The organism is Rhodospirillales bacterium RIFCSPLOWO2_02_FULL_58_16, assembly GCA_001830425.1.
Classification (GTDB): domain Bacteria; phylum Pseudomonadota; class Alphaproteobacteria; order Rhodospirillales; family 2-02-FULL-58-16; genus 2-02-FULL-58-16.
Genome location: MIAA01000026.1, coordinates 63,950 through 88,854, shown reverse-complemented (window position 1 = coordinate 88,854; position 24,905 = coordinate 63,950). Strand labels below are relative to the sequence as shown.

Annotated in this window: 25 protein-coding genes; 16 read left to right on the top strand and 9 right to left on the bottom strand. The window is 60.8% G+C overall.

All coding sequences use genetic code 11. The features are described from left to right. Window positions 1–17 precede the first annotated feature (17 nt). Genes A3H92_04645 through A3H92_04630 form a run of 4 tightly spaced genes read left to right on the top strand, consistent with a single transcriptional unit; the run spans window position 18 to window position 3,106 of the window. Complete coding sequence (locus tag A3H92_04645; GenBank protein ID OHC74969.1) at window positions 18–647, top strand: hypothetical protein; 630 nt, start codon at window positions 18–20, stop codon at window positions 645–647. After that, window positions 644–1,972: a cobyrinic acid a,c-diamide synthase gene (locus tag A3H92_04640; protein OHC74968.1), complete on the top strand. Its 1,329-nt coding sequence runs from the start codon at window positions 644–646 to the stop codon at window positions 1,970–1,972. Before A3H92_04645 ends, A3H92_04640 begins: the two co-directional genes overlap by 4 nt. Further along, window positions 1,965–2,408 carry a hypothetical protein gene (locus A3H92_04635; GenBank protein ID OHC74967.1) on the top strand — a complete coding sequence of 148 codons (444 nt, stop codon included), beginning with the start codon at window positions 1,965–1,967 and terminating at the stop codon, window positions 2,406–2,408. The genes A3H92_04640 and A3H92_04635 overlap by 8 nt, the downstream gene beginning before the upstream one ends. Next, window positions 2,405–3,106 (top strand): hypothetical protein, encoded by a 702-nt coding sequence (locus A3H92_04630; protein OHC74966.1) that lies wholly within the window; start codon window positions 2,405–2,407, stop codon window positions 3,104–3,106. The genes A3H92_04635 and A3H92_04630 overlap by 4 nt, the downstream gene beginning before the upstream one ends. Window positions 3,107–3,456: 350 nt before the next feature. Here the strand turns inward: A3H92_04630 and A3H92_04625 are convergent, their stop codons facing one another. Further along, window positions 3,457–4,659: an argininosuccinate synthase gene (locus A3H92_04625; protein ID OHC74965.1), complete on the bottom strand. Its 1,203-nt coding sequence runs from the start codon at window positions 4,657–4,659 to the stop codon at window positions 3,457–3,459. A gap of 125 nt (window positions 4,660–4,784) precedes the next feature. Here A3H92_04625 and A3H92_04620 point away from each other — a divergent pair, with 125 nt between their 5' ends. The 5 genes from A3H92_04620 to A3H92_04600 all read left to right on the top strand — a co-directional run bounded on the left by A3H92_04620 (window position 4,785) and on the right by A3H92_04600 (window position 10,129). After that, window positions 4,785–5,522, top strand: a complete 738-nt coding sequence (locus A3H92_04620) for a 3-deoxy-D-manno-octulosonic acid transferase (protein ID OHC74989.1) — start codon at window positions 4,785–4,787, stop codon at window positions 5,520–5,522. Between the two features lie 136 nt (window positions 5,523–5,658). Next, window positions 5,659–6,600, top strand: coding sequence for an arginase (locus A3H92_04615; protein OHC74964.1), 942 nt, complete (start codon window positions 5,659–5,661; stop codon window positions 6,598–6,600). Further along, the gene (locus tag A3H92_04610; GenBank protein ID OHC74963.1) at window positions 6,597–7,802 is read left to right on the top strand and encodes an ornithine--oxo-acid transaminase; all 1,206 of its coding nucleotides are present in this window, start codon (window positions 6,597–6,599) and stop codon (window positions 7,800–7,802) included. Before A3H92_04615 ends, A3H92_04610 begins: the two co-directional genes overlap by 4 nt. A 72-nt stretch (window positions 7,803–7,874) precedes the next feature. Next, window positions 7,875–9,602 carry a hypothetical protein gene (locus tag A3H92_04605; GenBank protein ID OHC74962.1) on the top strand — a complete coding sequence of 576 codons (1,728 nt, stop codon included), beginning with the start codon at window positions 7,875–7,877 and terminating at the stop codon, window positions 9,600–9,602. Further along, window positions 9,599–10,129 (top strand): HAD family hydrolase, encoded by a 531-nt coding sequence (locus tag A3H92_04600; protein ID OHC74961.1) that lies wholly within the window; start codon window positions 9,599–9,601, stop codon window positions 10,127–10,129. Before A3H92_04605 ends, A3H92_04600 begins: the two co-directional genes overlap by 4 nt. A gap of 205 nt (window positions 10,130–10,334) precedes the next feature. Here the strand turns inward: A3H92_04600 and A3H92_04595 are convergent, their stop codons facing one another. From A3H92_04595 to A3H92_04585, 3 genes are read right to left on the bottom strand one after another with little or no spacing between them, the layout of a single operon-like run. Next, window positions 10,335–12,101, bottom strand: coding sequence for a hypothetical protein (locus A3H92_04595; protein ID OHC74960.1), 1,767 nt, complete (start codon window positions 12,099–12,101; stop codon window positions 10,335–10,337). Between the two features lie 11 nt (window positions 12,102–12,112). Continuing rightward, window positions 12,113–13,114 (bottom strand): cobaltochelatase subunit CobS, encoded by a 1,002-nt coding sequence (locus tag A3H92_04590; protein ID OHC74959.1) that lies wholly within the window; start codon window positions 13,112–13,114, stop codon window positions 12,113–12,115. Between the two features lie 2 nt (window positions 13,115–13,116). Continuing rightward, on the bottom strand, window positions 13,117–13,689 hold the full coding sequence (locus tag A3H92_04585; GenBank protein OHC74958.1) for a hypothetical protein: 573 nt from the start codon (window positions 13,687–13,689) through the stop codon (window positions 13,117–13,119). 57 nt (window positions 13,690–13,746) lie between these two features. On the opposite strand from A3H92_04585, the gene A3H92_04580 reads away from it, so the two are divergent. Continuing rightward, on the top strand, window positions 13,747–14,019 hold the full coding sequence (locus A3H92_04580; GenBank protein ID OHC74957.1) for a transcriptional regulator: 273 nt from the start codon (window positions 13,747–13,749) through the stop codon (window positions 14,017–14,019). Here A3H92_04580 and A3H92_04575 read toward each other — a convergent pair. The 5 genes from A3H92_04575 to A3H92_04555 all read right to left on the bottom strand — a co-directional run bounded on the left by A3H92_04575 (window position 14,016) and on the right by A3H92_04555 (window position 17,741). Beyond that, on the bottom strand, window positions 14,016–15,335 hold the full coding sequence (locus A3H92_04575) for a peptide-modifying radical SAM enzyme CbpB (GenBank protein ID OHC74988.1): 1,320 nt from the start codon (window positions 15,333–15,335) through the stop codon (window positions 14,016–14,018). The two genes, A3H92_04580 and A3H92_04575, sit on opposite strands and share 4 nt — an antisense overlap. Before the next feature lie 86 nt (window positions 15,336–15,421). Continuing rightward, a complete protein-coding gene (locus A3H92_04570; protein ID OHC74956.1) occupies window positions 15,422–15,574 on the bottom strand; it encodes a modified peptide precursor CbpA in 153 nt (50 codons plus the stop codon). 146 nt (window positions 15,575–15,720) lie between these two features. Then, window positions 15,721–16,806 carry a hypothetical protein gene (locus A3H92_04565; GenBank protein ID OHC74955.1) on the bottom strand — a complete coding sequence of 362 codons (1,086 nt, stop codon included), beginning with the start codon at window positions 16,804–16,806 and terminating at the stop codon, window positions 15,721–15,723. A 36-nt stretch (window positions 16,807–16,842) separates the two neighbouring features. Next, window positions 16,843–17,484, bottom strand: coding sequence for an isoprenylcysteine carboxyl methyltransferase (locus tag A3H92_04560; protein OHC74954.1), 642 nt, complete (start codon window positions 17,482–17,484; stop codon window positions 16,843–16,845). A 5-nt stretch (window positions 17,485–17,489) separates the two neighbouring features. Then, the gene (locus A3H92_04555) at window positions 17,490–17,741 is read right to left on the bottom strand and encodes a hypothetical protein (GenBank protein OHC74953.1); all 252 of its coding nucleotides are present in this window, start codon (window positions 17,739–17,741) and stop codon (window positions 17,490–17,492) included. A gap of 168 nt (window positions 17,742–17,909) precedes the next feature. On the opposite strand from A3H92_04555, the gene A3H92_04550 reads away from it, so the two are divergent. From A3H92_04550 to A3H92_04525, 6 genes are all read left to right on the top strand, one after another. After that, the gene (locus A3H92_04550) at window positions 17,910–18,218 is read left to right on the top strand and encodes a hypothetical protein (GenBank protein OHC74952.1); all 309 of its coding nucleotides are present in this window, start codon (window positions 17,910–17,912) and stop codon (window positions 18,216–18,218) included. Between the two features lie 127 nt (window positions 18,219–18,345). After that, window positions 18,346–19,011 carry a hypothetical protein gene (locus A3H92_04545; GenBank protein OHC74951.1) on the top strand — a complete coding sequence of 222 codons (666 nt, stop codon included), beginning with the start codon at window positions 18,346–18,348 and terminating at the stop codon, window positions 19,009–19,011. An 11-nt stretch (window positions 19,012–19,022) separates the two neighbouring features. Continuing rightward, a complete protein-coding gene (locus A3H92_04540; GenBank protein ID OHC74950.1) occupies window positions 19,023–20,690 on the top strand; it encodes a hypothetical protein in 1,668 nt (555 codons plus the stop codon). A 13-nt stretch (window positions 20,691–20,703) separates the two neighbouring features. Next, a complete protein-coding gene (locus A3H92_04535) occupies window positions 20,704–20,886 on the top strand; it encodes a hypothetical protein (GenBank protein ID OHC74949.1) in 183 nt (60 codons plus the stop codon). A 92-nt stretch (window positions 20,887–20,978) separates the two neighbouring features. Continuing rightward, on the top strand, window positions 20,979–22,931 hold the full coding sequence (locus tag A3H92_04530) for a sodium:solute symporter (protein OHC74948.1): 1,953 nt from the start codon (window positions 20,979–20,981) through the stop codon (window positions 22,929–22,931). Window positions 22,932–22,963: 32 nt separating this feature from the next. Continuing rightward, window positions 22,964–24,904 (top strand): acetate--CoA ligase, encoded by a 1,941-nt coding sequence (locus tag A3H92_04525; GenBank protein ID OHC74947.1) that lies wholly within the window; start codon window positions 22,964–22,966, stop codon window positions 24,902–24,904. The last annotated feature ends 1 nt before the right edge of the window (window position 24,905 follow it).

The window sequence follows — 24,905 nt, the reverse complement described above, 5'->3', positions numbered from 1 at the left end:
GAGTAGAACAGGCCCCCATGGAAACTCCTGACAACATCCCCCAAAGCAAGCTGCCCAAACGTCGGCCCGGGCGCCTGATCACCTACCTGGGCCTTTTCATCATCGCCGGCGCCGTCGCCATAGGCGGACGCTTTCTCATGGAACCGGACAAAAAGGCGGTCCCCACGGTCGGCGGGCCGTTCTCTTTGGTCAATCATTTCGGCAAGCCGGTCACCGACGCCAATTATCGTGGCCGTTATATGCTGATTTATTTCGGCTATACATACTGTCCCGAAGTTTGTCCGACGGCGCTGACCATGATGGTGGACGCCATGGAACGGCTGGGCAAGAACGAGGAAAAGGTGATGCCCATCTTTATTTCCATTGACCCCGAGCGGGATGCGCCCGATGACCTGAAACAATATGTCGCCCATTTTCATCCACGGATGATGGGGCTGACCGGCGCGCCGGACCAGATCGAGGCGGCGTCCAAGGCCTTCAAGGTCTACGCCGCCAAGATCGCCGTGGAAGGCGCCGACAAGGACGACTATGTCATGGATCATTCGTCGGTCATTTTCTTCATGGGGACCGACGGAAAATACCTGACCCATTTCGGCGAAGGCACCACGCCGGAGACCATGGCCAAGCGGATGCGGGAATTTTTGTGAGTCTGGTCGGCGGCCTGATAATCGCCGCCACCGCTTCGGGCAGCGGCAAGACCGTGTTCACCCTCGGCCTGCTGCGTCATATGGCCCGCTCGGGCGTAGCCGTCGCCCCGGCCAAGGTCGGCCCCGACTATATCGACCCGGCGTTTCACGCCGCCGCCGCCGGCAGGCCGTGTCTCAACCTGGACCCCTGGGCAATGCGTTCCTCGACCCTGGCCGCCGCCGTCGGAACCCTCGCCCAAGGCGCGGAAATCATCGTCTGCGAAGGAGTCATGGGCCTGTTCGACGGCGCCACAATGAACGAGGGATCGACGGCGGATATGGCCCGGATTACCGGCTGGCCGGTAATCCTTGTCGTTGACGCCCGCGCCCAGGGCGCTTCGGCCGCCGCCGTAGTCAAGGGGTTCGCCACCTTGCGTCCCGAATTGAAACTCGCCGGCGTCGTCTTTAACCGCACAGGCTCCGGTCGTCACGTTCGGATACTATATGATTCATGCGCCGAATATGTGCCTGACGTCCCGGTTTTCGGCTTCGTGCCGCGCCATCAGGACCTCTGTCTGCCCGAGCGCCACCTGGGTCTGGTCCAGGCCGGCGAGCACGGCGACCTGGAAACCTTTCTCAATAACGCCGCCGACCTGATCGGCAAGGCGGTGAACGTGAAGTCCATTCAACGACTGGCCAGGCCGTGGCCGGGCGTCGCCGCCGATAATACGGCTGTTCCCTTGCCGCCGTTGGGCCAGGTCATCGCCGTCGCCGACGACGAGGCCTTCCGCTTCAGTTACCGACTGGTCATCGACGGCTGGCGGGCCATGGGCTGCCGGATCAGTTTGTTCTCTCCCCTTGCCGGACAGGCTCCGGCGGAAGATGCCGACGCCGTTTATCTGCCGGGCGGCTACCCGGAACTGTACGCCGGCAGACTCGCCGCCAACGCCGCCTTCCTCGACGGGCTGCGCCGGGCCGAAAGACGGGGCGCCGTTATTTTCGGCGAGTGCGGCGGCTATATGGCTCTCGGCGGCGGCATCGAGGACGCCAACGGCGTGCGTCACGCCATGGCCGGACTGCTGCCGCTGGAAACCTCGTTCGCCGAACGTCATCTGCACCTGGGTTACAGGTACGCGGCGCTGGAGGCCGACGGCCCCTTGGGCCGGGCGGGCAGGCGCTTTCGCGGCCACGAGTTCCACTACGCCAGGATCGCCCGGCAAGACCCCGGCTCGCCGCTGTTCAAATGTACGGATGTGGAGGGAATCGATCATGGTCCGGCAGGGTTAACGAAAGGCCGGGTGATGGGGTCGTTCATCCATCTGATCGACGGCGAAGACGATGGTTAGAACCCCTTTCTGGAAACGCAAATCGCTCTTTGACATGAGCCTCGCCGAATGGGAGGCGCTGTGCGACGGCTGCGCCAAATGCTGTCTTGATAAACTGGAAGATGAGGACACCGGCGAAATCTCCTACACCGAAGTCGCCTGTCGGCTGCTGGATTTAGAAACATGCCGCTGCAAGAATTACAAGAATCGTAAACGCTTCGTTGCCGAATGCGTGACTATTACGCCGGAGTCTCTCCCCAGGATATCGTGGATGCCTCCCACCTGCGCCTATTTGCTGATCTTGCAGGGTAAAGATTTGGCGCTGTGGCATCCGTTGGTGACCGGCGATCCCTCGACCGTGCATCTGGCCGGAATGTCGGTGCGCGGGCGCGTGGTGTCGGAAACCGAGGCCGGCGCCCTGGAAGACCATGTCGTCGCCTGGCCGGAGCAATCATGAACATCGGGCAGGCTTTTTCCATTGATCTCGGCGGGCGCGTCGTGGCGCTGAGGCTTCGGCGCAACCCTCGGGCGCGGCGGCTGATCCTGCGCATTGACGCGGACAGCGGCGGCGTCGTGGTGACTCTGCCCAAACGCGCTTCTGCGGAAGAAGGGATGGCGTTGGTCCGGCGCAAGGCGGCGTGGATCGCCGACCGCCTTGATGTCCTGCCCAAGCGCGTGCCGTTCGCCGACGGCGCGGTAGTGCCGCTGCTGGGGGATGAACGCCTGATTATCCACCGGCCGGATGGCCGCTTTTCCGTCGGCGACGGCGACGGCGGCATTGTGGTCGGGGGCCGCCCCGAACATCTGGCGAGACGGCTCACCGACTGGCTCAAGAAAGAGGCGCGCCGTCACATTGAACCGCGTGTCGAAGCCAAGGCGGCGCGTCTCGGCCGCAAGGCGGGCCGGATAACCATCCGCGATACCCGTTCGCGCTGGGGGTCCTGTTCATCTTCCGGCGCCCTGTCGTTCTGCTGGCGTCTGGTGATGGCCCCCGAAAGCGTGCTCGACTATGTGGTGGCCCACGAAGTGGCGCACCTTGCGCACCTGAACCACGGACCCGAATTCCGGCGCGTCGTCGGCGAACTGACCGATGACGCCATATCCGCCCGCGCCTGGCTCCGCCGCAACGGCGAAGACCTGCGCCGCTACGGGTAGACCGGAATACCCGGCCCGCGCCCCGCTCCACCATGTCAGTGAAGAAAGGTTGAAAGGCCACGGATAAACACGGATTAACGCGGATAATACCAGCGGCTTTAAAAAGTGACTCATCATCAGTGGGTAGAGAAAAATTCCTCCCCCTTGCTTCAAGGGGGAGGTCAGGAGGGGGTTAAGAGTAACCTCCCCTGCCCCCTCCTTCGTAAGAAGGGGAAAGTGCCGAGGCCGCTATGGGTCAATAATTATTGCCGCTGGCATAAGATAATCATCAGCGTTTATCTGTGTTCATCTGTGGAAAAAATGTCAAATGAGTTTCATCCTCCGCCAACTTAAGGCGCGGCGGCAAATGCCTACTTCTTTTTCCCCAGCTTTAATCTCAGGGCGTTGAGTTTGATGAAGCCTTCGGCGTCTTTCTGGTTATAGACGGCATCGGTCTCGAAAGTGGCGATGTTTTCGTCATACAGGCTGTTGGGCGATTTGCGTCCGGTAATGATAACGTTGCCCTTGTACAGCTTCATCCTGACCGCGCCGTTGACCGGCTCGGAAGCCTTGTCGATGGCGGCCTGCATCATTTCGCGCTCGGGCGAAAACCAGAAGCCGTTATAGATCAATTCGGCATAGCGGGGCATCATCTCGTCCTTGAGATGAGCCGCCCCCCGGTCCAGGGTAATGCTTTCCACGGCCCGCCGGGCGTGAGCCAGCACCGTGCCGCCGGGAGTCTCGTAAACGCCGCGAGACTTGATGCCGACGAAGCGGTTTTCGACCATATCGACGCGGCCGACGCCGTTGGCCCCGGCGACTTTGTTCAGGGTCTCCAGCAGGACGGCGGGAGACAGGCGCTTGCCGTTAATCCCAATCGGATCGCCTTTCCTGAACTCGATCTCGATCTCCGTCGGCCGGTCGGGAGCGGCCATCGGCGAAACGCTGCGGGTGTAGATCGCTTCCGGCGGCTCCAGCCACGGGTCTTCCAGCGCCTTGCCCTCGCATGAGATATGCAAAAGGTTGGCGTCCGCCGAATAGGGAGGGGCGCCTTCCTTGTCCTTGGCCACCGGAATCTGGTGGTCGCGGGCGTACTCGATCAGTTTGGTTCGGGAGTCGAGGTCCCATTCCCGCCACGGGGCGATAACCTTGATCGACGGCTTGAGCGCATAGTAGGCCAGCTCGAAGCGCACCTGATCGTTGCCCTTGCCGGTGGCGCCGTGGGCGACGGCGTCGGCGCCGGTGATTTCGGCGATCCTGATCTGATGCCTGGCGATCAGCGGACGGGCAATGGCGGTGCCCAGCAGATAGGCCCCTTCGTAAAGGGCGTTGGCCCTGAACATGGGGAAAACGTAGTCGCTGACGAATTCCTCGCGCAGGTCTTCGATGAAGATATTCCTGATCCCCATCGCTTCGGCCTTTTTCCTGGCCGGCTCCAGTTCCTCGCCCTGGCCGATGTCGGCGGTGAAGGTAATCACCTCGCAGCCGTAGGTGTCCTGAAGCCAGCGCAGGATCACCGAGGTATCCAGGCCGCCGGAATAGGCCAGCACGACTTTTTTTACGTCTTTTATCATAGCAGGCGCATCCCCATTTTAAGTGTGAGTGTAGTATAAGGGACCACGGCGGCGAGGCAAGCGCGGGACAACGGCCTGAACGTGAGCATCAGATGAAAAAACGACTTCAGGGAAAACGGGCGGCGATGAATTACAGCGACTACATTATTTACGTTGATGAAAGCGGCGACCACGGCCTGGAGTCCATTGATCAAGACTATCCCGTCTTCGTTCTCAACTTCTGCATCTTTCATAAGGATATCTACACAGCGTCCGTCGTGCCGAAGATTCAGGCATTCAAGTTTGCCCACTTCGGCCACGATCTGGTTATTCTTCACGAACACGATATCCGCAAGCAGAAGCCGCCATATGTCTTTCTGCAAAATCAGGCCAGACGCGCCGTTTTCATGGATGGTCTGAACCGGATCATTGAGGACGCAGATTTCACTATTATCGCTGCGGTGATCGACAAGATGCGGCTGTCGCGTCAATACGCTCATCCCGGCAATCCCTACGAGATCGCGCTTTGTTTTTGTATGGAACAAGCATATGCCTTCCTCAAGGATCAAGGCCAACATTTTCGGACCACTTACCTTGTGGTCGAGCGTCGCGGCAAGCGAGAGGATGACGATCTGGAACTCGCCTTCCGCCGCATACGCGACGGAGCTAACCGATGGGGACAAATGCCGGGCTTTCAGATCGTATTCGCCGACAAGAAGATCAACTCGTCAGGACTTCAGATCGCCGACCTGACGGCACGTCCCGTCGGTCGACACGCCATTAATCCCAAGCAGCCGAACCGAGCCTGGGACATCGTGGAAACAAAGCTGCGGAAAAGTCCGGCGGGAGAAACCACCGGCTGGGGTTTGAAAAACTTCCCCTGAAAAGCGAAAGGCCCCGATATACACCGAGGCCAGCCGCCGACCGGGAACATCCCCCAGTCCAATGAGTATAAGATCGGCTTCCGGCGATAAATTGTCAAGTTTTTCTGCTATCGACAGGACGGGAACGAGTTGTCAGATGAAGAAACGGCTTAAAGGAAAACGGGTGGCGCTGATCGGCGCTCCGACCGATATCGGCGCCGGTCGCCGGGGCGGGTCGATGGGGCCGGAGGCGCTGAGAATCGCCGGCTTGAAAGCCGCCATCAACCGGCTCGGCTTTGACGCAGAGGACAGGGGCGACTTGACCGGCCCGGTAAATCCGGGGGCCGAACCGATGAACGGCTATCGCCATCTCCGCCAGGTTGTCGCCTGGAATGAGGCGGTCAGGAACGCCGTTCATCAGGCGCTGAAAGACGGAGACTTTCCCGTCGTCATGGGCGGCGACCACAGCCTTGCCGTCGGCTCGACGGCGGGAGTATCCCGTTACTGCGCCGAGGCCGGCAAGCCGCTTACGGTGCTGTGGCTGGACGCCCACGCCGATTTCAACACGCCGGCGTCCTCGCCGACGGGGAACATTCACGGCATGCCGGTCTCCTTTATTTGCGGCCATGGTCCTTCGGAACTGGCCGGACTGGGGGCCTTTACGCCGATGCTTGATCCTTCGGCCATCGTTCAGGTGGGGGTGCGCTCCGTTGACGCCGTCGAGAAGCGACTGGTGGCGGAAAGCGGCCTGATCGTTCATGACATGCGCCGGATCGACGAATACGGCATGAGGGCGGTAATGAAAGAGGCGCTGGATCAGGTTCGTCGGCGAAACGGCCACCTTCACGTCAGCTTTGACGTGGACTTTCTCGATCCTTCCATCGCTCCGGGGGTGGCGACGGCGGTTCCCGGCGGTCCCACCTATCGGGAAGCCCAGCTATGTATGGAAATGATTCATGATTGCGGTCTGATGGCGTCGCTGGATGTCATGGAACTGAACCCGGTCTTTGACGATCATAACAAAACGGCGGAATTGGTCGTGGAGCTGATCGAAAGCCTCTTCGGGGAGCAGACCCTGGCGAGAAGTTCAAAGCCATGAGCAGGCAAGACGAAATTATCGCCCAGGCGGAAAAGTACGGCGCCAACAACTACCTTCCGCTGCCGCTGGTTATTTCCAGGGCGGAAGGCGTGTGGGCGTGGGATGAGGACCAAAACAAATATATGGATTGCCTAAGCTCCTATTCGGCGCTTAACCAGGGCCACCGCCACCCGGCGATCATCAAGGCCTTGATCGAGCAGGCAGGGAAGGTGACGCTGACTTCGCGGGCCTTTCATAATATGCGCATGGGCGCTTTCCTGGAGAAGCTGTGCCGCTTGAGTTCGATGGAAATGGCCCTGCCGATGAACACCGGCGTCGAGGCCGTTGAAACCGCCATCAAGGCGGCGCGCAAATGGGGATATCGCATCAAGGGCATCAAGGACGGGCGGGCGGAGATCATCGTCTGCAACAACAACTTCCACGGACGCACGACGACGGTTGTCGGTTTTTCCTCGGAGCCTCGCTATCGGGACGGCTTCGGCCCCTTTGCCCCCGGCTTCAGGCTGATTGATTTCGGCGATATCGGGCAACTGGAGGCGGCCATCACCCCCGACACGGCGGCCTTCATGGTGGAGCCGATCCAGGGCGAGGGGGGCATCGTCGTGCCGCCCGAGGGCTATCTGGCGGCGGCCAAGAAAATTTGCCGGCAAAACAATGTGTTGTTCGTCCTCGATGAAATCCAGACCGGGCTGGGGCGCACCGGAAAGCTGTTTTGCCATCAGCACGAGGCCGGCGCCGAACCGGATGTGCTGATCGTCGGCAAGGCGCTGGGCGGCGGCGTTTATCCGGTTTCGGCGATGCTGTCGTCAAAAGAAGTCCTCGGCGTATTCACTCCCGGCGATCACGGCAGCACCTTCGGCGGCAATCCGCTGGCCTCGGCGGTCGGCGAGGCGGCGCTTGACGTAATCGTAAACGAGCGTCTCGCCGAGAAGGCGGAACGATCGGGACGCTATTTGATGAAGCGGCTCGCTTCCATTAACGGCGGCGCAATCAAGGAAGTGCGCGGCAAGGGCCTGCTGATCGGCATCGAGATCAAACAGAGCGCCGGCCCGGCCCGGCCCTATTGCGAAAGACTGATGAAACTGGGGGTGTTGGTCAAGGAAACCCATGTCCGGGTGATTCGCCTGGCGCCGCCGCTGATCATCACCATGGAGGAAATCGACTGGCTGGCCGAACGGATGCAAATGGTTCTTGGTAACTGATATAAAGACCATTGAATCATGGTATGATCCTCAGCGGTAATCAAGACAACCGGTTATGAAGGAAGGTTGCGGGTGGCGAGAAAACGTTCAACGGATTCCGACGAGCTTGGAACGGCGGCGCGTCTGCGGGCCGCCGAGACCATGTTCGAGGTCACGACGCAGGGAATCATGATCTGCGATTCCAAAGCCAGGGTCGTCAGGGTCAATCCCGCTTTCACCAAAATTACCGGCTATTCACAAAGCGATATTTGCGGCAGGAATCCGCGATTCCTTTCCTCGGGACGCCACGACGATGCTTTCTACAAGTTAATGTGGGACGCCATTTACAGGACCGGCAAGTGGGAAGGTGAAATCTGGAACCGTCGCAAAAGCGGCGAGATTTATCCCGAATGGCTGATCGTCGCCGCCAACAAGAACGAAGACGGCTCTGTTGAAAGCTATCTCGCCCTGTTCAGCGACACCTCCAAGCACAGGCGCGATGAAGAACGCATCAGCTATCAGGAAAACTATGACGCGCTGACCGGCTTGCCCAACCAGCGCCTCCTCCATGACCGGGTTCATCAGGCGCTGAAGCAGGCTGCCGCCGCCGGTCATCAGGCGGGAGTTCTTTACCTGGACCTGGATAACTTCAAGATAATCAACGACAGTCTCGGCCATGGCGTCGGCGATGCCCTGCTGGTCGAAATGGGGAAAAGGATCAAGTCCTGCCTCAGGGATCACGATACCGCAGGCCGTTTCGGCGGCGACGAATTCCTGGTGGTCCTGCCGATGGTTCATTCCGCCGAGGAAGCCGCCATGGTCGTTCACCGTCTCCAGGCGGCGATTTCGCAGCCGATACGTTTAAAGGGTCAGGAGGACGACACCGTACTCACCGCCGGCATCGGAGTAGCTTTCTATCCCGACGACGGAAAGACCGCCGGAGAACTCATTCGCAACGCCGATACCGCGTCCTTCCACGCCAAGGAACAGGGCCGCAACACCTACCAGTATTTCACCGAGGAAATGAACGCCAGGGCCGTGGAAAGCCTGAGCGTGGAGAATATGTTGCGCAGTTCCCTGGATCGAGGCGAGTTTGTGCTTCACTACCAGCCCAAGGTCGATCTGCGTCATGGTAAAATTACCGGCGTCGAGGCGCTGGTGCGGTGGGCGAGGCCTGACAAGGAGGGGCTGGCGCTTCCGTCCACGTTTATTCCTTTGGCCGAGGAAACAGGTTTTATCATTCCCCTCGGCGAATGGGTGATGAAGACTGCTTGCGCCCAGGCCAGACTCTGGCATGGCGCCGATGCGCCGCCCTTGACGATGGCCGTCAATATTTCCGCCCGCCAACTGTCGAAGTCCGGTTTCATCGATGATATTTCCCGGATTCTGGAAGAGACCGGGCTGCCTCCCGGTTTACTGGAAATGGAAATTACCGAAACGGCGCTGATGAAAAACACCAGGGACGCCATCGCCATCCTTCGCCGAATCCGCGAGATCGGCATCCGCCTTTCCGCCGATGATTTCGGCACCGGTTATTCATCGCTGAATTATCTCAGGAGTTTTCCGCTGGACACCATCAAGATCGACAGCACGTTCGTTGCCGACATCAGCGGCGGCGGCGGCGGAGCGACGCTGGCCGCAGCCGTCGTCGCCATCGGCCAGAGCCTCGGCTTGAAGGTAGTAGCCGAGGGAGTTGAGGATAACGAGCAATTGACTTTCCTGCGCCAGCAGTGGTGCGATGAAATCCAGGGTTTCCTTTTCAGCCGTCCTGTGCCGGGCGACGATATATTGCCTTTGTTGAAAGAAGGCCGACGGATATGACAAAAAAACTTTCCCGCCCTGAATTGCTTGCGCGTCTGCGCGGGATCAAGCTTCTTTCCCTGGACGTGGACGGGGTGCTTACCGACGGCGGACTGTATTACGCCGAGGACGGCAGGCAGTTGCGCAAGTTCAACGTCAAGGACGGCATGGGCATGAAACTGGCGATGAGCGTCGGCGTCGAGGTCGCCATCATTTCCGCCGGCGATGCGCCGTGCATCCTCAAGCGCGGCAAAGACCTCGGCATCCGCAATGTTCATATCGGCGCCGAGGACAAGCTGGCCAAGTTGAAAGAGATATGCGCCGAGCTGGGAATAGCCCTCGCCCACGCCGCGCATATGGGCGATGACCTGAACGATATCCCGGCGCTGGAAGCCGTCGGCTGCGCGCTGACCGTCGCCGACGCCGTGGAAGCGGTGAAAAATCTGGCCGACTTTGTTACCGAAAAAGGCGGCGGCGGCGGCGCCGTCCGCGAAATCTGCGACTTGTTGGCGGAAGCAAAAACCTCCCCCAGTGTACGTCAGGATTGATCAGGATCACCTGCGTTGCGCATTGTCGTCATTGCGACCGTGAGAGCGTCAGCGACACGGGAAGCAATCCAGTGGCCGGTGGCGCTCTCTGGATTGCTTCGTCTTGCTTCGTCGCTCCGCTTCTCGCAATCCTCGCAAAGACGGTTAGGCATGGCCCACAGCGGCCTTGAGTGTTCCAATCAATCCTGACGCGCTAAACTCCCCCTTAAAGCAAGGGGGAGGATTTCTCATCAAACAGTTCGGTCAGTTCCTGCATCATGGCGCCGCCCAGGTCTTCGGCGCCGGAGATGGTGACGGCCCGTCGGTAATAACGTTTAACGTCATGGCCGATGCCGATAGCGGTGAGTTCGACCTCGGAGCGGGTCTCGATCCATGATATGGCCTGACGCAGGTGGGCCTCCAGATAGACGCCGGCATTGGCCGACAGGGTGGCGTCATCGACCGGAGCGCCGTCGGAGATAACCATCAGGATGCGCCGCTGTTCGCGCCGCGCCAGCAGGCGGGAGTGCGCCCACAACAGGGCCTCGCCGTCGATGTTTTCCTTAAGCAGGCCTTCGCGCAGCATCAGCCCCAGGTTACGCCGCGTCCGCCGCCAGGGGGCGTCGGCGCTCTTGTAAATGATATGATAGAGATCGTTGAGGCGTCCGGGATGGTCCGGCTTGCCGTCGGCCACCCACTTTTCACGCGCATGACCGCCCTTCCAGGCCTGGGTGGTGAAGCCGAGAATTTCCACCTTGACGCCGCAACGCTCCAGGGTTCTCGCCAGAATATCGGCGCACATGGCGGCCACCGTTATCGGACGTCCGCGCATCGAGCCGGAGTTATCTATCAGCAGGCCGACCACAGTGTCACGAAAGTCGGTCTCGGCCTCCTGCTTGAAAGAAAGAGGATGAACCGGATCGACGATCACCCGCGCCAGCCTCGCCGAATCCAGCAAGCCCTCATCAAGGCCGAAATTCCATGATCTGGTTTGCTTGGCCAGCAGGCGGCGCTGAAGACGGTTGGCAAGCTGTCTTACCATTCCCGACAGATGGGAAAGCTGTTGGTCAAGCTGGGCGCGCAGTCTGGTAAGCTCCCGGCAGTCGCATATTTTGTCGGCGTTGATCACTTGATCAAAAGCGGTGGTGTAGGCGCGGTAAACAACTTGCGCCGAAGCGGCATTATCGGGACGGCGGGCATGGCCGGGATCGGCGGGCATGTCTTCGCCGGGCATGGGCGGCGCTTTTGCTTTGTCTACGTCCGTCCCGCCCAGGCCGCCGTCAACAGACTCCTGATCGGCGGTGGCGGCGTCCGGCTGATGATCCTCGTCATCACAACCGGCGTCTTGTTCGCTTTCGCCGTGATCCGAATCCGGGGCCTGATCCGCATCGGAAAGCTCCAGACGGGAGATCATCTCGGTCATGGTTCCGGCGAAAGCGTCCTGGTCGTCAATATAATCGGCCAGTCGGCCAAGCCCCTTGCCCATCCGCTCGGCCAGCCAGGGACGCCACGCCTCCATCATGGCGCCGGCCGAGGCCGGCGGCGGCAATCCGGTGAGAACTTCGCGCACCAGCAGGGCTACGGCGTCGGCGATGGGCGTCGCCTCGCGGTCGGCGATACCGGAGAAATCCCGGCAATGCTCCTCAAGACGCGCCCCCAGATTATCGGCGACTCCCGACAGACGGCGACCGCCCAAGGCTTCAAGACGCGCCTGCTCTGCGGCCTCGTAAACCTGACGGGCTTCGACGCCGGAAGGCATGAGGCGATGATGCGCATCTTCGTCATGATGGCGAAAGCGCACGGCCACGGCGTCGGCGGCGCCCCGCAGTCTGGTTACGTCATCTTTAACGATGGCGCGGCGCGGCGGCTCGGGCAAAAGCGCGGCGTTGCCGCCGAATATTCGATCCGGCGCCCTGGGCGCTCCGGCGACGCCGACCAACGCGGCGGCGGTGACGCGCTTGAGCAGTTCCGAGGGAGGCTCCGCCTGTGGCATGAGTTTGGACCCTAAAGCAGCGGCGCCTTGGCCACCGATTCCGGCAAATCGGCGCCGAAGCAGCGTTGGTAGTATTCGGCGATCACCGAACGCTCCAGCTCGTCGCACTTGTTGAGGAAGGTCAGGCGGAAGGCGAATTCCAGGTCGCCGAAGATTTCGCCGTTTTCGGCCCAGGTGATTATGGTGCGCGGCGACATCACGGTTGATATATCGCCGTTCATAAAGCCGGTGCGGGTCATGCCCGCCATTTCCACCATGGCGGCTACCGTCCTGCGGCCTTCCTTGTTATCGTAGGACGGCGCCTTGGCCAGCACGATCCTGATCTCGTCCTCGGGCGGCAGGTAATTGAGGGTGGCGACCACATTCCAGCGATCCATCTGGCCCTGGTTGATCTGCTGAACGCCGTGATAAAGACCTGTGGCGTCGCCCAGCCCGACCGTATTGGTGGTTGAAAACAGGCGAAATGAAGGATGAGGAGTCATCACCTTGTTCTGGTCAAGCAGGGTCAGCTTGCCGTTAGCCTCAAGGATGCGCTGGATGACGAACATCACGTCCGGCCTTCCGGCGTCGTATTCGTCAAAAACCAGGGCGACCGGGTTTTGTAGCGCCCAGGGCAGCATCCCCTCCTTGAACTCGGTAACCTGCTCGCCGTCGCGAATAACAATGGCGTCCCTGCCGATAAGGTCGATGCGGCTGATATGACTGTCCAGGTTAAGGCGGACGCACGGCCAGTTCAGCCGCGCCGCCACCTGCTCGATATGAGTTGACTTGCCGCTGCCGTGATAGCCCTGGATCATGACCCGGCGGTTATGGGCAAACCCGGCGAGGACGGCCAGCGTCGTGTCATGATCGAACTGATAGGCGCCGTCGATCTCCGGCACATGCTCCTCGGCCCTGCTGAAGGCCGGAGCCCGCATATCGCTGTCGATGCCGAACGTTTGACGCACGGAGACGGCAATATCGGGGACTTGCAGGGGAAACCCCGGTGAAGTTGTTTCGGCGACGCCTTGCATGATTATTCCTGATGCACTCTAAGATGGGCCATGACCGTCTTGTAGGCCTGGCTGATCTGTTTGAATTTTTCCTCGGACGCCTTATCGCCGCCGTTGGCGTCGGGGTGGTGGCGCTTGACCAGTTGCTTGTAGCGGGCCTTGACTGCGCCGGGAGTGATCGGCGGCAGCAGATCAAGAACCGCCATCGCCTTTCTCTCCGGCGCATCCGCCTCTTGAGTTTTGCCGCGCCTGTTCCCTGATCCGTCGCCGGAGCCGAAATCATTAAACGCGGCCTGTGGGTCGAAAGCGTAGATAAGCCTGGCGGCGCCCATCGGCCATGTCGGCCTTCGACCGACGGTGTCTTTGCGAATATCGGCCTCGACTTCTTCATCGGTCATGCCGTCGTAGTAGTTCCATGACTTGTTGTAGGCGCGGATATGTTCCATGCAGAACCAGTGGTAACTTCTCAGTTCCTCGCGGGAGCGCGGCGCCCGGAACTCGCCCGCTTCCCGGCAAGCCGGCCAGGCGCAGCGGCAGGGTTCGTTATCCGGCGTTTCGGCGCGCTTGATGTTATAATTGGATTTACTGTTCGCCATGACGTCAACTATGGTCTGTTAAGAGACGTTTTTCAAGCCGAAGGAGCATTGAATACAATGAGCGTTGCCGCCGCCATCAAGGAGAAACTGGATAAGGCCTTGTCGCCGTTGAGCATCGAGGTCAATGATGATTCAATCCGTCATGCCGGACATGCCGGCTCAAGGGCCGCCGGCGAGAGTCATTTCAGCCTGAAGATCGTTTCTTCAGCCTTCGCCGGAAAATCCCGCATCGAGCGTCAGCGGATGGTCTATGCCGCCCTCGCTGATGAGTTCGCCGCCGGACTTCACGCCCTGGCCATGAAGACATTAACGCCGGACGAAGCGGACTAAAGTCCGAACACCGTTTCCGTGCCGTTATCCCAGCCTTCCCACAAAAAATCATTTTCCTTGCCGTCGGCGATCAGGCGGAAGGCATAGCGGGCCTGTTCTTCGTAGAATTCGCAATAAGCGCCGATTTTATCCATGCCGCCGTTCATTTCGTGGGCTTCGGCGGGACACGGAGAGCCGCAAAAGTGACGGATGGCGCAGCGATTACATGGCGATATATCTTCCACCTTGCGCCCGGTTACATGTTTGAACTGCGGGCTTTCCAGGATTTTTTCAACCGGATCGGTGAACAGGTTGCCGCCGTTGAAGGCGGGCAAGCCGATGAACTCGCTGCACGGGAACATGCCGCCGTCGGGGGCCAGGGCGAAGAAACTGCGTCCGCCGCCGCAGGGCGAGATGTCGCACATCAAGCGGCGCGCCGTCGGGGCGATGATCGAGATCAGGATATTGGCGAAGTTGGCGACTATCATCTTGCGCCCGGTTTGCCGGTAAAGCTGATGGCTGCGCTCGACGGCGGCGATGAAGTGTTCTGCCGTTTCGGCGTCCCCGGCCTTGATGCCCCGCGCCCTCGGCAAGGTGCAGCGGATGACGTTCAGCATACAGGCGGGAACCTCGTGGCCGTGCAGGAAATCGACCATCTTGACCAGGTTCTTGACGTTCTCCCGGGTAATGGTGCAGATGACGTTAAAGCCGTCATAGCCGCGCAGGCGTTCAATGGCCTTGACCACCGCGTCGAAGGTTCCGGCGCCGCCCCAGGTCGAGCGCGTCCTGTCGGCGATGGATGCCTCGTGACCGTCCAGCGACAGGCCGATGCCGCAACCGTGGCCGGTCAGGAAATCAATGGACTCGCCGTCCAGCAAGGTGGCGTTGGTCTGCACGCCGAAGCGAAAGGTATCGGCGAAGGCCTCGATGCCGGCGAAAACCGCCTCGCGGTTGAGCATAGGCTCGGCCCCGTGAAAGATAACCTGGGGCAAGCGGCCTTCAGGCACCGTCTTCTTGAAGTAGGCCTTGAGCTTTTCCAGGGCCGCCATCACTTCGTCGCCGGTCATGTGGCGACCGTGCTTGCGCATGTCGCCGGGAATGTAGCAGTAGGTGCAGTCCAGATTGCAGCGCTCCGTCGGATTAAAATAAACCGCCGACGGCTTCAGGTTAAAGCGCAGCATCTCCATCTCATCGGCGAAACCGGCTGATTTTTTACGGTACTCGTCAAGCAGCGGACCGCCGGCCAGAGTCTCGGCCAGCCGATCTTTGGGCACTAATGACCAGAACGCCGTGTCCGGATCGACGACGCCGATATAGGTCTCGTGACCGATGTCGATGCACTGTAGGGCGGGACCGGCGCCGCTGTTGAAATAGCGGCCCGACGGCGACGCCTCCGCAGAACGCGGGGCGAGATCGGCTTGAGTCATTCAGACTTGCCGGCGGTCGGCTTTTTATCCATCAGGATGTAATGAGACAGGCCGGTGCCTTCGGCGTCACAGCTCTTGCGATAGGCGATAATATCTTTCGGGGACTTGTCGGTTTTGCCGTTGGCGGTCGCTTTATTCGCTTTGGTCATCAGTTTTCTCCCTGCACATTAAAAAAGGGCCTCGGTGAGCCGTAACGACTCACCGCAACCCTTTACCGTCGGATTGCCGGTCGTTCAATTGCCCCGTCAGGTCTCCGCGCCTGAATGAATAACCTCTCGCCGCATTACGGTCAAGCTTAAGGAGAACCAAGTTTCCATGTGAACGAGCGCTCGACAACGCCGCCCACGGTGCGAATTTTCAGCAACACCGTGGAGGGAACGGGAGCCGTCGGCTTGAATGTCAGAAGCCCTTGGCGGTGGTGGCCGCCGGGCGGGTCGCCATCCCAGGCCGCCGGCTTGTGCTCGCCCCCGGCAGAGTCAACCAGCACGGCGACGGCCAACATATCCTGATCCAATGCGACTGAATGCGTATCGAGGACCACTTGGAACTGCCAAAGTTTCGCCGATGCGGACAGCATCTGCGGCGTTACCTTGACCGTTACCCGCCCTTCCCTATTCTCCAGGGGCGTCAGCATCGCGTTTTGCGCCATGACGGAAGCGGGCAAGCTTAAGGATGCCGCGCCGATGAATGCCGTCAGCAGCAAACCCGCCGCCATCTGCGGATTGCCGAAGTCGGCATGAATAAAAGCCGCCAGTTGGCGTGCAATATAGACAATTCCGGCAAGATTGGCGGCCAGACCGAACCAGAACAGTTCGATCTGGTACTGACTGACCAGCGAAACCAGCCCGGCGGCGCCGAGCGCCGGCAGCAGATTGACCAGATAGTGCGTACAGCAAGACACCATGGCCGCGCCGGAGGTGGCGCCGGTGACGGCAACCACTTTCCCCGAATGGGCGGCATGCAGGGCGCGGCGAAGATAGACGTACAGACCTACCTGGATGCCGAACCCCACCGCAAGCGCGACGATGAACGGCCCAAAATCGCGGAACTGGTCAAGGGTGAACGACCATCCCGAGACCAGGGTCAACAGACCGAAATAAAGGATCAGCAGCGCGGCTGTTCCCGATAAACCGACGCCCGCCGCCGCCCCGAACGACATCCATGTGAATTGCCCGGACGCCGATATCCGCTTGTCGCAACACGAATGTCCCTCGGATTTCAGGCCGGATGCGCCGCCGGCCGCACGAAAGTAGGCCGGATCGGCCAGAAAACGGTCACGACAGCCCAAGGAGCAGAAATAAATCTGCTCTCCCTCGAACTCAATGCCGGCCGCCGCCGCCGCCGGAGTCACTTGCATCTTGCAAACCGGGTCCACAGGCATGGGAAACTCCTTGATAAATGGTTGCAGGCGAAGGCATCATTTCATTCCCCCGATATGGGGGATGAAGGCGGGGACTTGAGCGACGTAATCGGCGTAACGCACGGGGAAGCGGTCTCGGGCTTCGCGCTCCTCGGTTCTTGCCAGACGGACATACATGACGACCAGCACAGGGAACATCAGCAGCGTCAGCAGGGTCGGCCATTGCAACAGGAAGCCCAGCAGCACGGCGATGAACCCCATATACTGGGGATGACGGATCACGGCGTAAGGGCCTGTGACCGCCGGCTCACCCCCGGCTTGGGCGGCATGCAGCACATGCCACGCCCTGGCAATGATGATGAATCCGGCGACGATAAGCAGGTTGCTGAGGATGTGCAGCGGGCTGAAGTGAGGGTCACCCTCAAGCCCGAACAGGGTTGACCACAAATGGCCGGCGTCATGGCCGAAGGGATCGAGCGCCGGATAACGGTCGCCCAGCCAACCCGACAGCAGGTATATAGTCAGCGGAAAACCGTACATCTCGGCGAAGAGGGCCACCACGAAGGCTGAAAAGGCGCCGAGCGAACGCCAGTCGCGGACATCCTTCGGGCGGCTGAAGCTGGCGGCGAACAGAATGAACACAGCCGAGTTAACGATAACGAGCAGCCACAAACCGTAGGCGGGAGCGGCGTCGGTCATCGCCGTCACTCCTTCTTGTCGGCAGAGCCGTGGCCGCCGTGGCCGTGACCGCCATGCATGAAGAAATGCATGCCGATGCAAATCAACAACGGCAACAACAGCGGCAACGCTCCCGCCAGATGCGCCCAGTGCTCAAAAACCAGCAATACGCCGGCAAAAGCGAGGAACGCCAGCAGAGCGACGCCGGTCCTGGAACGCCAGAAAGGAGCGTCATGAGAGCAACCGACCACGCCGGGCCTCCATATCTTAAAGACCATTCAATCATCGTCGCGTAAGCCGAATCATACCCGGAAATGTAAAAAATTGCGACAGAATTACGGGACAATCAATCTATGAGCAATTGACAGGCCTCGTCCGCTCCGACTAAGGTTCCGGCCATGGTGTTTCGATTAAGTCTTCGCCGGTGCGCATACGCCTTGACGGCGATGTTGGTAATCGCCGCCCTGGCCGGAGCGGGGAGCGCGCATGCCCGCCACTTGAGCGGCGCGGCTGATATCATTCCCGTTGACCGGCATCATGAACAGCACGCCCCCCTGAACACTCAGGCCCCCGACGGGACAATTTCGTCATCCGGCTACGCCCTGGTCTGTTGCCCCGCTCCATTACCGGACGGGGCGACGCCGGCGGCGAGCGTCAAGACTCACCCCCCGCTGCGCCTTATGCCGGGCGAGTCCCGCCCGCTTTCGGGCCGCACCCTTATCCCCGATCCCGCTCCGCCCCGAATCATCGTCTGAATTCCTTACCCCTCGGGAGGCCTATTCGTCCCGGGGAGTCTTATTCATCAACGACGATATTGGAGCAAAAGCGATGACACGTGAGCATGATCACGCCCGAAACCTGTCCACGCGACGGGGCTTCGTAGTGGCGGCAAGCCTTGGAATACTGGGCCTTTACGGCGTCTGGACGGCCCTGGGAGCGACGAAAAGCAAAACAAAAACGAATCCGGATGAGCATGGCGGCCACGGGGCGCCCCAACCGGAAGCCCAACCGGAAGCCATGAACGGTCATGGCGGCCACGGGGCGCCGGTCCAGGGACCGACGCCTGACGAATTCCGCCGACTTGTAAAGACCCATGCCGAACGCTGGAAACAGGCGGACGGCAGCGTGTTCCCCGGCTTTTCACCCGAACCAGCCGTCCTCGACCCCCACGCCGGACACGGCATGTCGGCAACGCATAACATGCCTTCCATGCCGCAAGGCCAGACGACGCACGATATGCACGGCGCGGTCGCTGAGGCCGATGACGGGGCCAAGGTCTACCTGATGGCCTATCAATGGGGATTCGATCCCGCGTGGCTGAAGCTGGAAATGGGGAAAAGCTACCGTTTCAGCATGATGGCGCTCGACGTCAGCCACGGCGCCTCGATTCAAGTAGGAAAAGGCAGTCTGATCAACCGTCTGCGTCCGGGCGCAGTGGCGGAGCGCGACATAACCTTCACCGAAAGAGGTTCGCATCTTGTCTATTGCACGGTCTATTGCGGCGCTTACCACGACCGCACCATGACCGCCCGCATCGACGTGGTTTGAGGGAGGCGACAATGACAATCAAACATCAAGACATCTCCCTCGGCGAGGCGATGGAAGCGATCGCCCCGCGTGACCGGCATTTGATCCGTGCCCTGTTCACGCTGTCTCTGGCCGCCTTGTTTTTAGGCCTGTTCATGGGACTATGGGCAGCCATGGCGCGCAACGGCATTGCCCGGCCCGAACTCCCCGAAACCGGCTATCGGGTGCTGACCATGCACGGGGTGGCGGTGTTCTTTCACTGGCTGTCGCTGGCGCAGGGAGCGCTGCTTCTGGTGCTGGCGGCCAAAGAACGCCGGGCGCCGCTGGCGCTTAACGGACTGGGCTGGGCCGGGGGGGCTTTGATGCTGATCGCCTTTGCCCTTCAGGCGACGGGAACGCTGTCGGGAACGCCGCTGCTTTATGACGGCTCCCCGGAATTGGCGGGCGAGGAACGCTTGGGCGCCTTTCTCTTCTATCTCGGTTATCTGGTGCAGGCGCTCGGACTGGCGGCGCTGACCATGCCCGCCATCGCCACCCTGATGGCGGCGAAACGAAGCCGGGGCGGGGAGTGGTCGGGTCCGGGGTTCGGAGCCGTACTCTGGGGCGGACTGGTGCTGGTAAGCGCGGCAACGCTCGCCAACGCCTTTCTGCCGGCGGCGCTGTGGGCGGCGGGATGGGAAGAGTTCCCCGCCGATCATGTCACGCTGTGGCATGTGCTGTTTCACAACATGCACTATCTGCCGCTGCTGGGCGCCATGCTCGCCTGGACCCTGCTGTTGCCCGAGATTTCGGGGGCGCGTTCGGTGTTCGGCAGCAATTTCTCGAAGATCGTCTTCACGCTCTATCTGGTCTTCGTGCCGCCGACCTCGCTCTATCACATGTTCCTGGAGCCGGGTCTTGATCCTCTGGTGCTGGTGCTGGGATCGCTCCTGTCGCTGTTCATAGGCGTTCCCACCATCGCCGCCTTTCTGGTGACGACGGCATCGCTGGAGGCGCATGCGCGGGCCAAGGGAGCAAAAGGATGGTTCGGCTGGATACGCAGCCTCGACTGGAGCGATCCGGCCACGAACGCGCTGGGAGCGGCGGTGGTGAACCTCGCCCTGGGCGGCATTCTGGCCTTCGTCCTGATCCAGGAGAAACTGGCCGGCCTGCTGTCGGACACCTTCTTCGTCCCCGGCGCTTTCCACTTTATTACTCTGGGGGTGGTGACGATGACGCTGCTGGCGGTCATGCTGCGCCTGCTTCCGCATCTGACGGGTCAGAACGCCCCGGCGCCGAAGTTGCTTTCCCGCCTGCCCTGGCTGATCACGGCGGGCCTGCTGCTGTTCGGACTCGCCGGCGCGGCGGCGGGGGCGCAGGGTATGCCCAGGCGGGTGCTCGATGCCGGCTATGAAGGCGCCGCGCCCGTTGCCTGGACGATGCTGTCCCAGATCATCGGCGCGGGAGCGGCGGTAATGGCCGTCGGCCTTGTGCTTCTGACTCTCGGGGCGGCGCTGCCGCTTGTGGGCCTGGGCCGCAAAGCCATAAGGGCGAAAACGGCGCTTGCTCCGGCGCCTGAGCCTCTGGCGCTCCGGCAAGCGGCATGGGGCGGCTCGACCTCGGTGGCGTTTCTTCTTTTCCTGATGGGAGCCGCCACCTGGGCGGCGTTTACGCTGATGACGTCGCTGCCGGTGATCGCCGGCGGCGCCGCCGGTCATTGAGGAGGACCAAGGTATGAGTAACGATATCAAGCTGTTGGTGCTGGTAGCGGTCGTCTGGCTGTTATTGGCTCTGGCCTATGCCCTGGTTCCCATGCTGAATATGCCGGGCGGCGCGTTGGCCTGGGGTTCGGGCGCGGCTCTGTTTATGCTCCTGGCCTTTTGGGCCGGGAAGGCGGAAAGGGCCGGGAAAATGTAACCAATAGTTCTGGGAATGCCGCAGGCGATTGAATCCGGTCACAAACCGCTAATCGTCTTGCGGCATTCAGGGAATCCCTTATTCTTAAGGCCATGTCGGCAAAAGCAACCTGGCTTTTCGTGTTCGTGGCGCTTTATTGGGCCTACTGCGTCTTCTGGGGCATCAAGTGCGCCCGGACGGCCAAGACGGCTGCCGATTACTTCATTTCGGGCCGTCAAACCCCGACGTGGGCATTCGTCCTCGCGGCCACCGCCATATCGTTCTCAGGATGGGTCTTTATAGATCATCCGGGGATGATTTACCGCGACGGGTTCCCCTATGCCTACGCCTCGTTCTGCGCCATAGCCATCCCGTTTACCGGCGTCCTTTTCTTTAAGCGCCAATGGATGCTGGGCAAACGCTTCGGCTATGTGACGCCGGGCGAGATGCTGGCGGACTATTTCCGGGGCGATGCCGTCCGCATCCTGACGGTAGGCGTGGCCCTGTTGTTTTCAATCCCCTGTCTCGGCGTGTTGTTGCGGGCGTCCGGCCTGCTGTTCAACGTGCTTACCGACGGTCTCATCAGCGCCAACGTCGGCATGTGGGCGCTTTCGGTTTCCGTTATAATCTATGTGGTCCTGGGGGGACTAAGAGCCGTAACCTATGTGGGCGCTTTGCAATGCGTCCTGCTCGGCCTCGGCGTCATAATCATCGGCATGATCGCCCTTGACCATATCGGAGGATGGAACGCCCTGCAGAACGGCCTTGCCGGACTCGCCGCGTCCGATCTCGGCAAATGGGGCGCGACCAAGGGCCTCGGCGGCGGCGACTATAACGCCTACTTCGCCATGCCCGGCGTGATCCAGTTCACCGCCGGACTGGGCAAGGAGACGCCGACAGGCGGCCTGTGGACGGGCGTCATGGGCTTGACCTTCCTGTTCGCGCTGATGGGCGTCCAGTCGTCCCCGGCGTTCACCATGTGGGCCTTCTCCGGCAACAATCCCAAGCCGTTCGCTCCTCAGCAGGTATGGGCGTCTTCCTTCGGCATCGGCTTTATCCTGTTCCTGTTCGCCGCCGTCCAGGGCATAGGGGCGCATCTTCTGGGCGCCGACGCCGCCGTGACGGAAGCCGGCCTTGCCCTCGGCAACGCACTGCCTGACCTGACCGCCGACAAGCATGGCGCTCTGGTCGCTCATTACATCAACTCCGTCGGTAAAAGTTCCCTGTGGCTGGTCGGCCTGCTGGCGGTCTGCGCCCTGGCGGCCCTCCAGGCGGCGAGCGCCTCCCATATGTCAACGACCGGCGGCATATTGACCCGCGATCTGTACAAACGCTACCTCAGCCCGACCGCTTCACATAAAGCCCAAAAGCTGTTCGGGCGCATCAGCGTTATCCTTATCGCGGCATCGGCGCTGACGACGGCGGCCTGTTTTACCGACAATCCGGTTTTTCTCGGCGGCATGGCGGCGGCTTTCGGCTTGCAGATGTGGCCGTCACTGGCGGCGGCGACCTATTTCCCGCAGCTCACCCGGCAGGGGGTGACGCTGGGCCTGATTGCCGGCATCCTCGGCGTTATCTTTACCGAATCGCTCGGCGTTTCGATTGCCGGCTTTTTCGGCGTCGATTTGGCCTGGGGCCGTTGGCCATGGACCGTTCATTCGGCGGTTTGGGGCATAATCATGAATCTGGCCGTCTGTCTGCCCGTCTCGGCGATGACCCAAAATAACAGCGAGCGCGCTCACCGCATGAAGTTCCATAACTTCCTGGCCGAAAATGCCGGTCTTCCCGCCGAGAAGCATGGCCTGAAGCCCATTGCCTGGATCATCACCCTCGGATGGTTGTTCTTCGGCGTCGGCCCCGGCGCCGTCATCGGCAACGATATCTTCGGATCGCCGAACGCCGGCGCCGTCAAGGCGTGGACTTTCGGCATGCCGTCGATCTGGGCCTGGCAGATTGTATTCTGGATTCTGGGAGTGGGAATGATGTGGTTTCTGGCCTACAAAATGGAAATGTCAACCATGCCCCGGAAGAAGGTCGAAGCCTTGGGCGAGGACATCGGGTTATAAACAACTGTTTGCAACAAGCCTCAGGAGGGAAAATGTCCGACAATCTGTTGTTTCCGGTTTCAGACGCTTTGGCCAAATCGGCGTGGGCGGATAACGGCAAGTACCTTGACATGTACAAGCAGTCGATTGATGACGGCGAAAAATTCTGGGGTGAGCAAGGCAAGCGCATCGACTGGATCAAGCCCTACGCCAAGGTCAAGGACGTCAGCTTCCAGGCCCCGGACGTCCATATCAAGTGGTTTTACGACGGCTCCCTCAACGCCTCCGCCAACTGCCTCGACCGCCATCTGAAGAGCCGGGGCGATCAGACCGCCATCCTGTGGGAGGGAGACAACCCGAACGAGTCCAGGACGATCACCTACCGTGAGCTTCACGAGCAGGTATGCCGTCTGGCCAACGCCCTGAAGAACGAGGGGATCAAAAAAGGCGACGTGGTCACCATCTACATGCCGATGATCCCCGAGGCGGCGGTCGCCATGCTGGCTTGCGCCCGCATCGGCGCCGTTCATTCGGTGGTGTTCGGAGGCTTCTCGCCGACGGCGTTGGCCGGGCGCATCAAAGATTGCGATTCCAACTGCCTGATCACGGCCGACGAGGGAATGCGCGGCGGCAAGCCGGTTCACTTGAAAGCCAATGCCGACGAGGCGCTGAAAACATGCCCGACAGTCAACAAGGTATTCGTCGTCAGCCGCACCAAGACCGCCGTCAACTGGGTAAAAGGCCGCGACGTGCGCTACTACAAGGCCTGTTCCGAGGCCTCGCCCGACTGTCCGCCGGAAGAAATGAACGCCGAGGACCCGCTGTTCATTCTTTACACCTCCGGCTCCACCGGCAAGCCCAAGGGAGTTATCCACACTACCGGCGGCTATATGGTTTATGTCTCGATCACCCACCAATACATATTCGACTATAAGGACGGCGAAGTATTCTGGTGCACCGCCGACGTCGGCTGGGTGACCGGACACAGTTACATCGTCTACGGGCCGCTGGCCAACGGCGCCATAACCCTGATGTTCGAGGGCATCCCCACCTATCCCGACGCCTCCCGCTTCTGGCAGGTGTGCGACAAGCACTCGGTCAACATTTTCTATACCGCGCCGACGGCGATTCGCGCCCTGATGCGCGAGGGCGACGGGCCGGTCAAGAAAACCGGGCGCAAGTCGCTTCGCATCCTCGGCACGGTCGGCGAGCCGATCAATCCTGAGGCGTGGCTGTGGTATCATCGGGTCGTCGGCGACGAGCGCTGTCCGATCGTCGATACCTGGTGGCAGACCGAGACCGGCGGCATTTTAATAACGCCGCTGCCCGGCGCCATGGCGCTCAAGCCGGGTTCGGCTACCCTCCCCTTCTTCGGCGTCAAGCCTCAGCTCGTCGATAGCGAAGGCAAAGAGCTGAAAGGCGCGGCATCGGGCAACTTGTGCCTTACCGACGCCTGGCCGGGAATGATGCGCACCGTATTCCGCGACCATGACCGCTTCGTGCAGACCTATTTCTCCACTTATCCCGGCCGCTATTTTACCGGCGACGGCTGTCGGCGCGACGAAGACGGCTATTACTGGATCACGGGCCGGGTCGATGACGTGATCAACGTCTCCGGTCACCGCATAGGCACGGCGGAAGTGGAAAGCGCCCTGGTCGCCCATCCCAAGGTGGCCGAGGCGGCGGTGGTCGGCGCTCACCACGACATCAAAGGCCAGGGCATCTACGCCTACGTCACCCTTAACCTCGGCGAGGAACCTTCCGACGCATTGCTCAAAGAACTCGGCAATTGGGTAAGGAAAGAAATCGGTCCCATCGCCAAGCCCGACTGGCTGCAATGGGCGCCGAGCCTGCCCAAGACCCGCTCCGGCAAAATCATGCGCCGCATCCTGCGCAAAATCGCCGAAAACGACTACGCCAATCTGGGCGACATCTCAACCCTGGCCGACCCCACCGTGGTCGAAAGCCTGATCGAAAACCGGAAGAACAGATAAA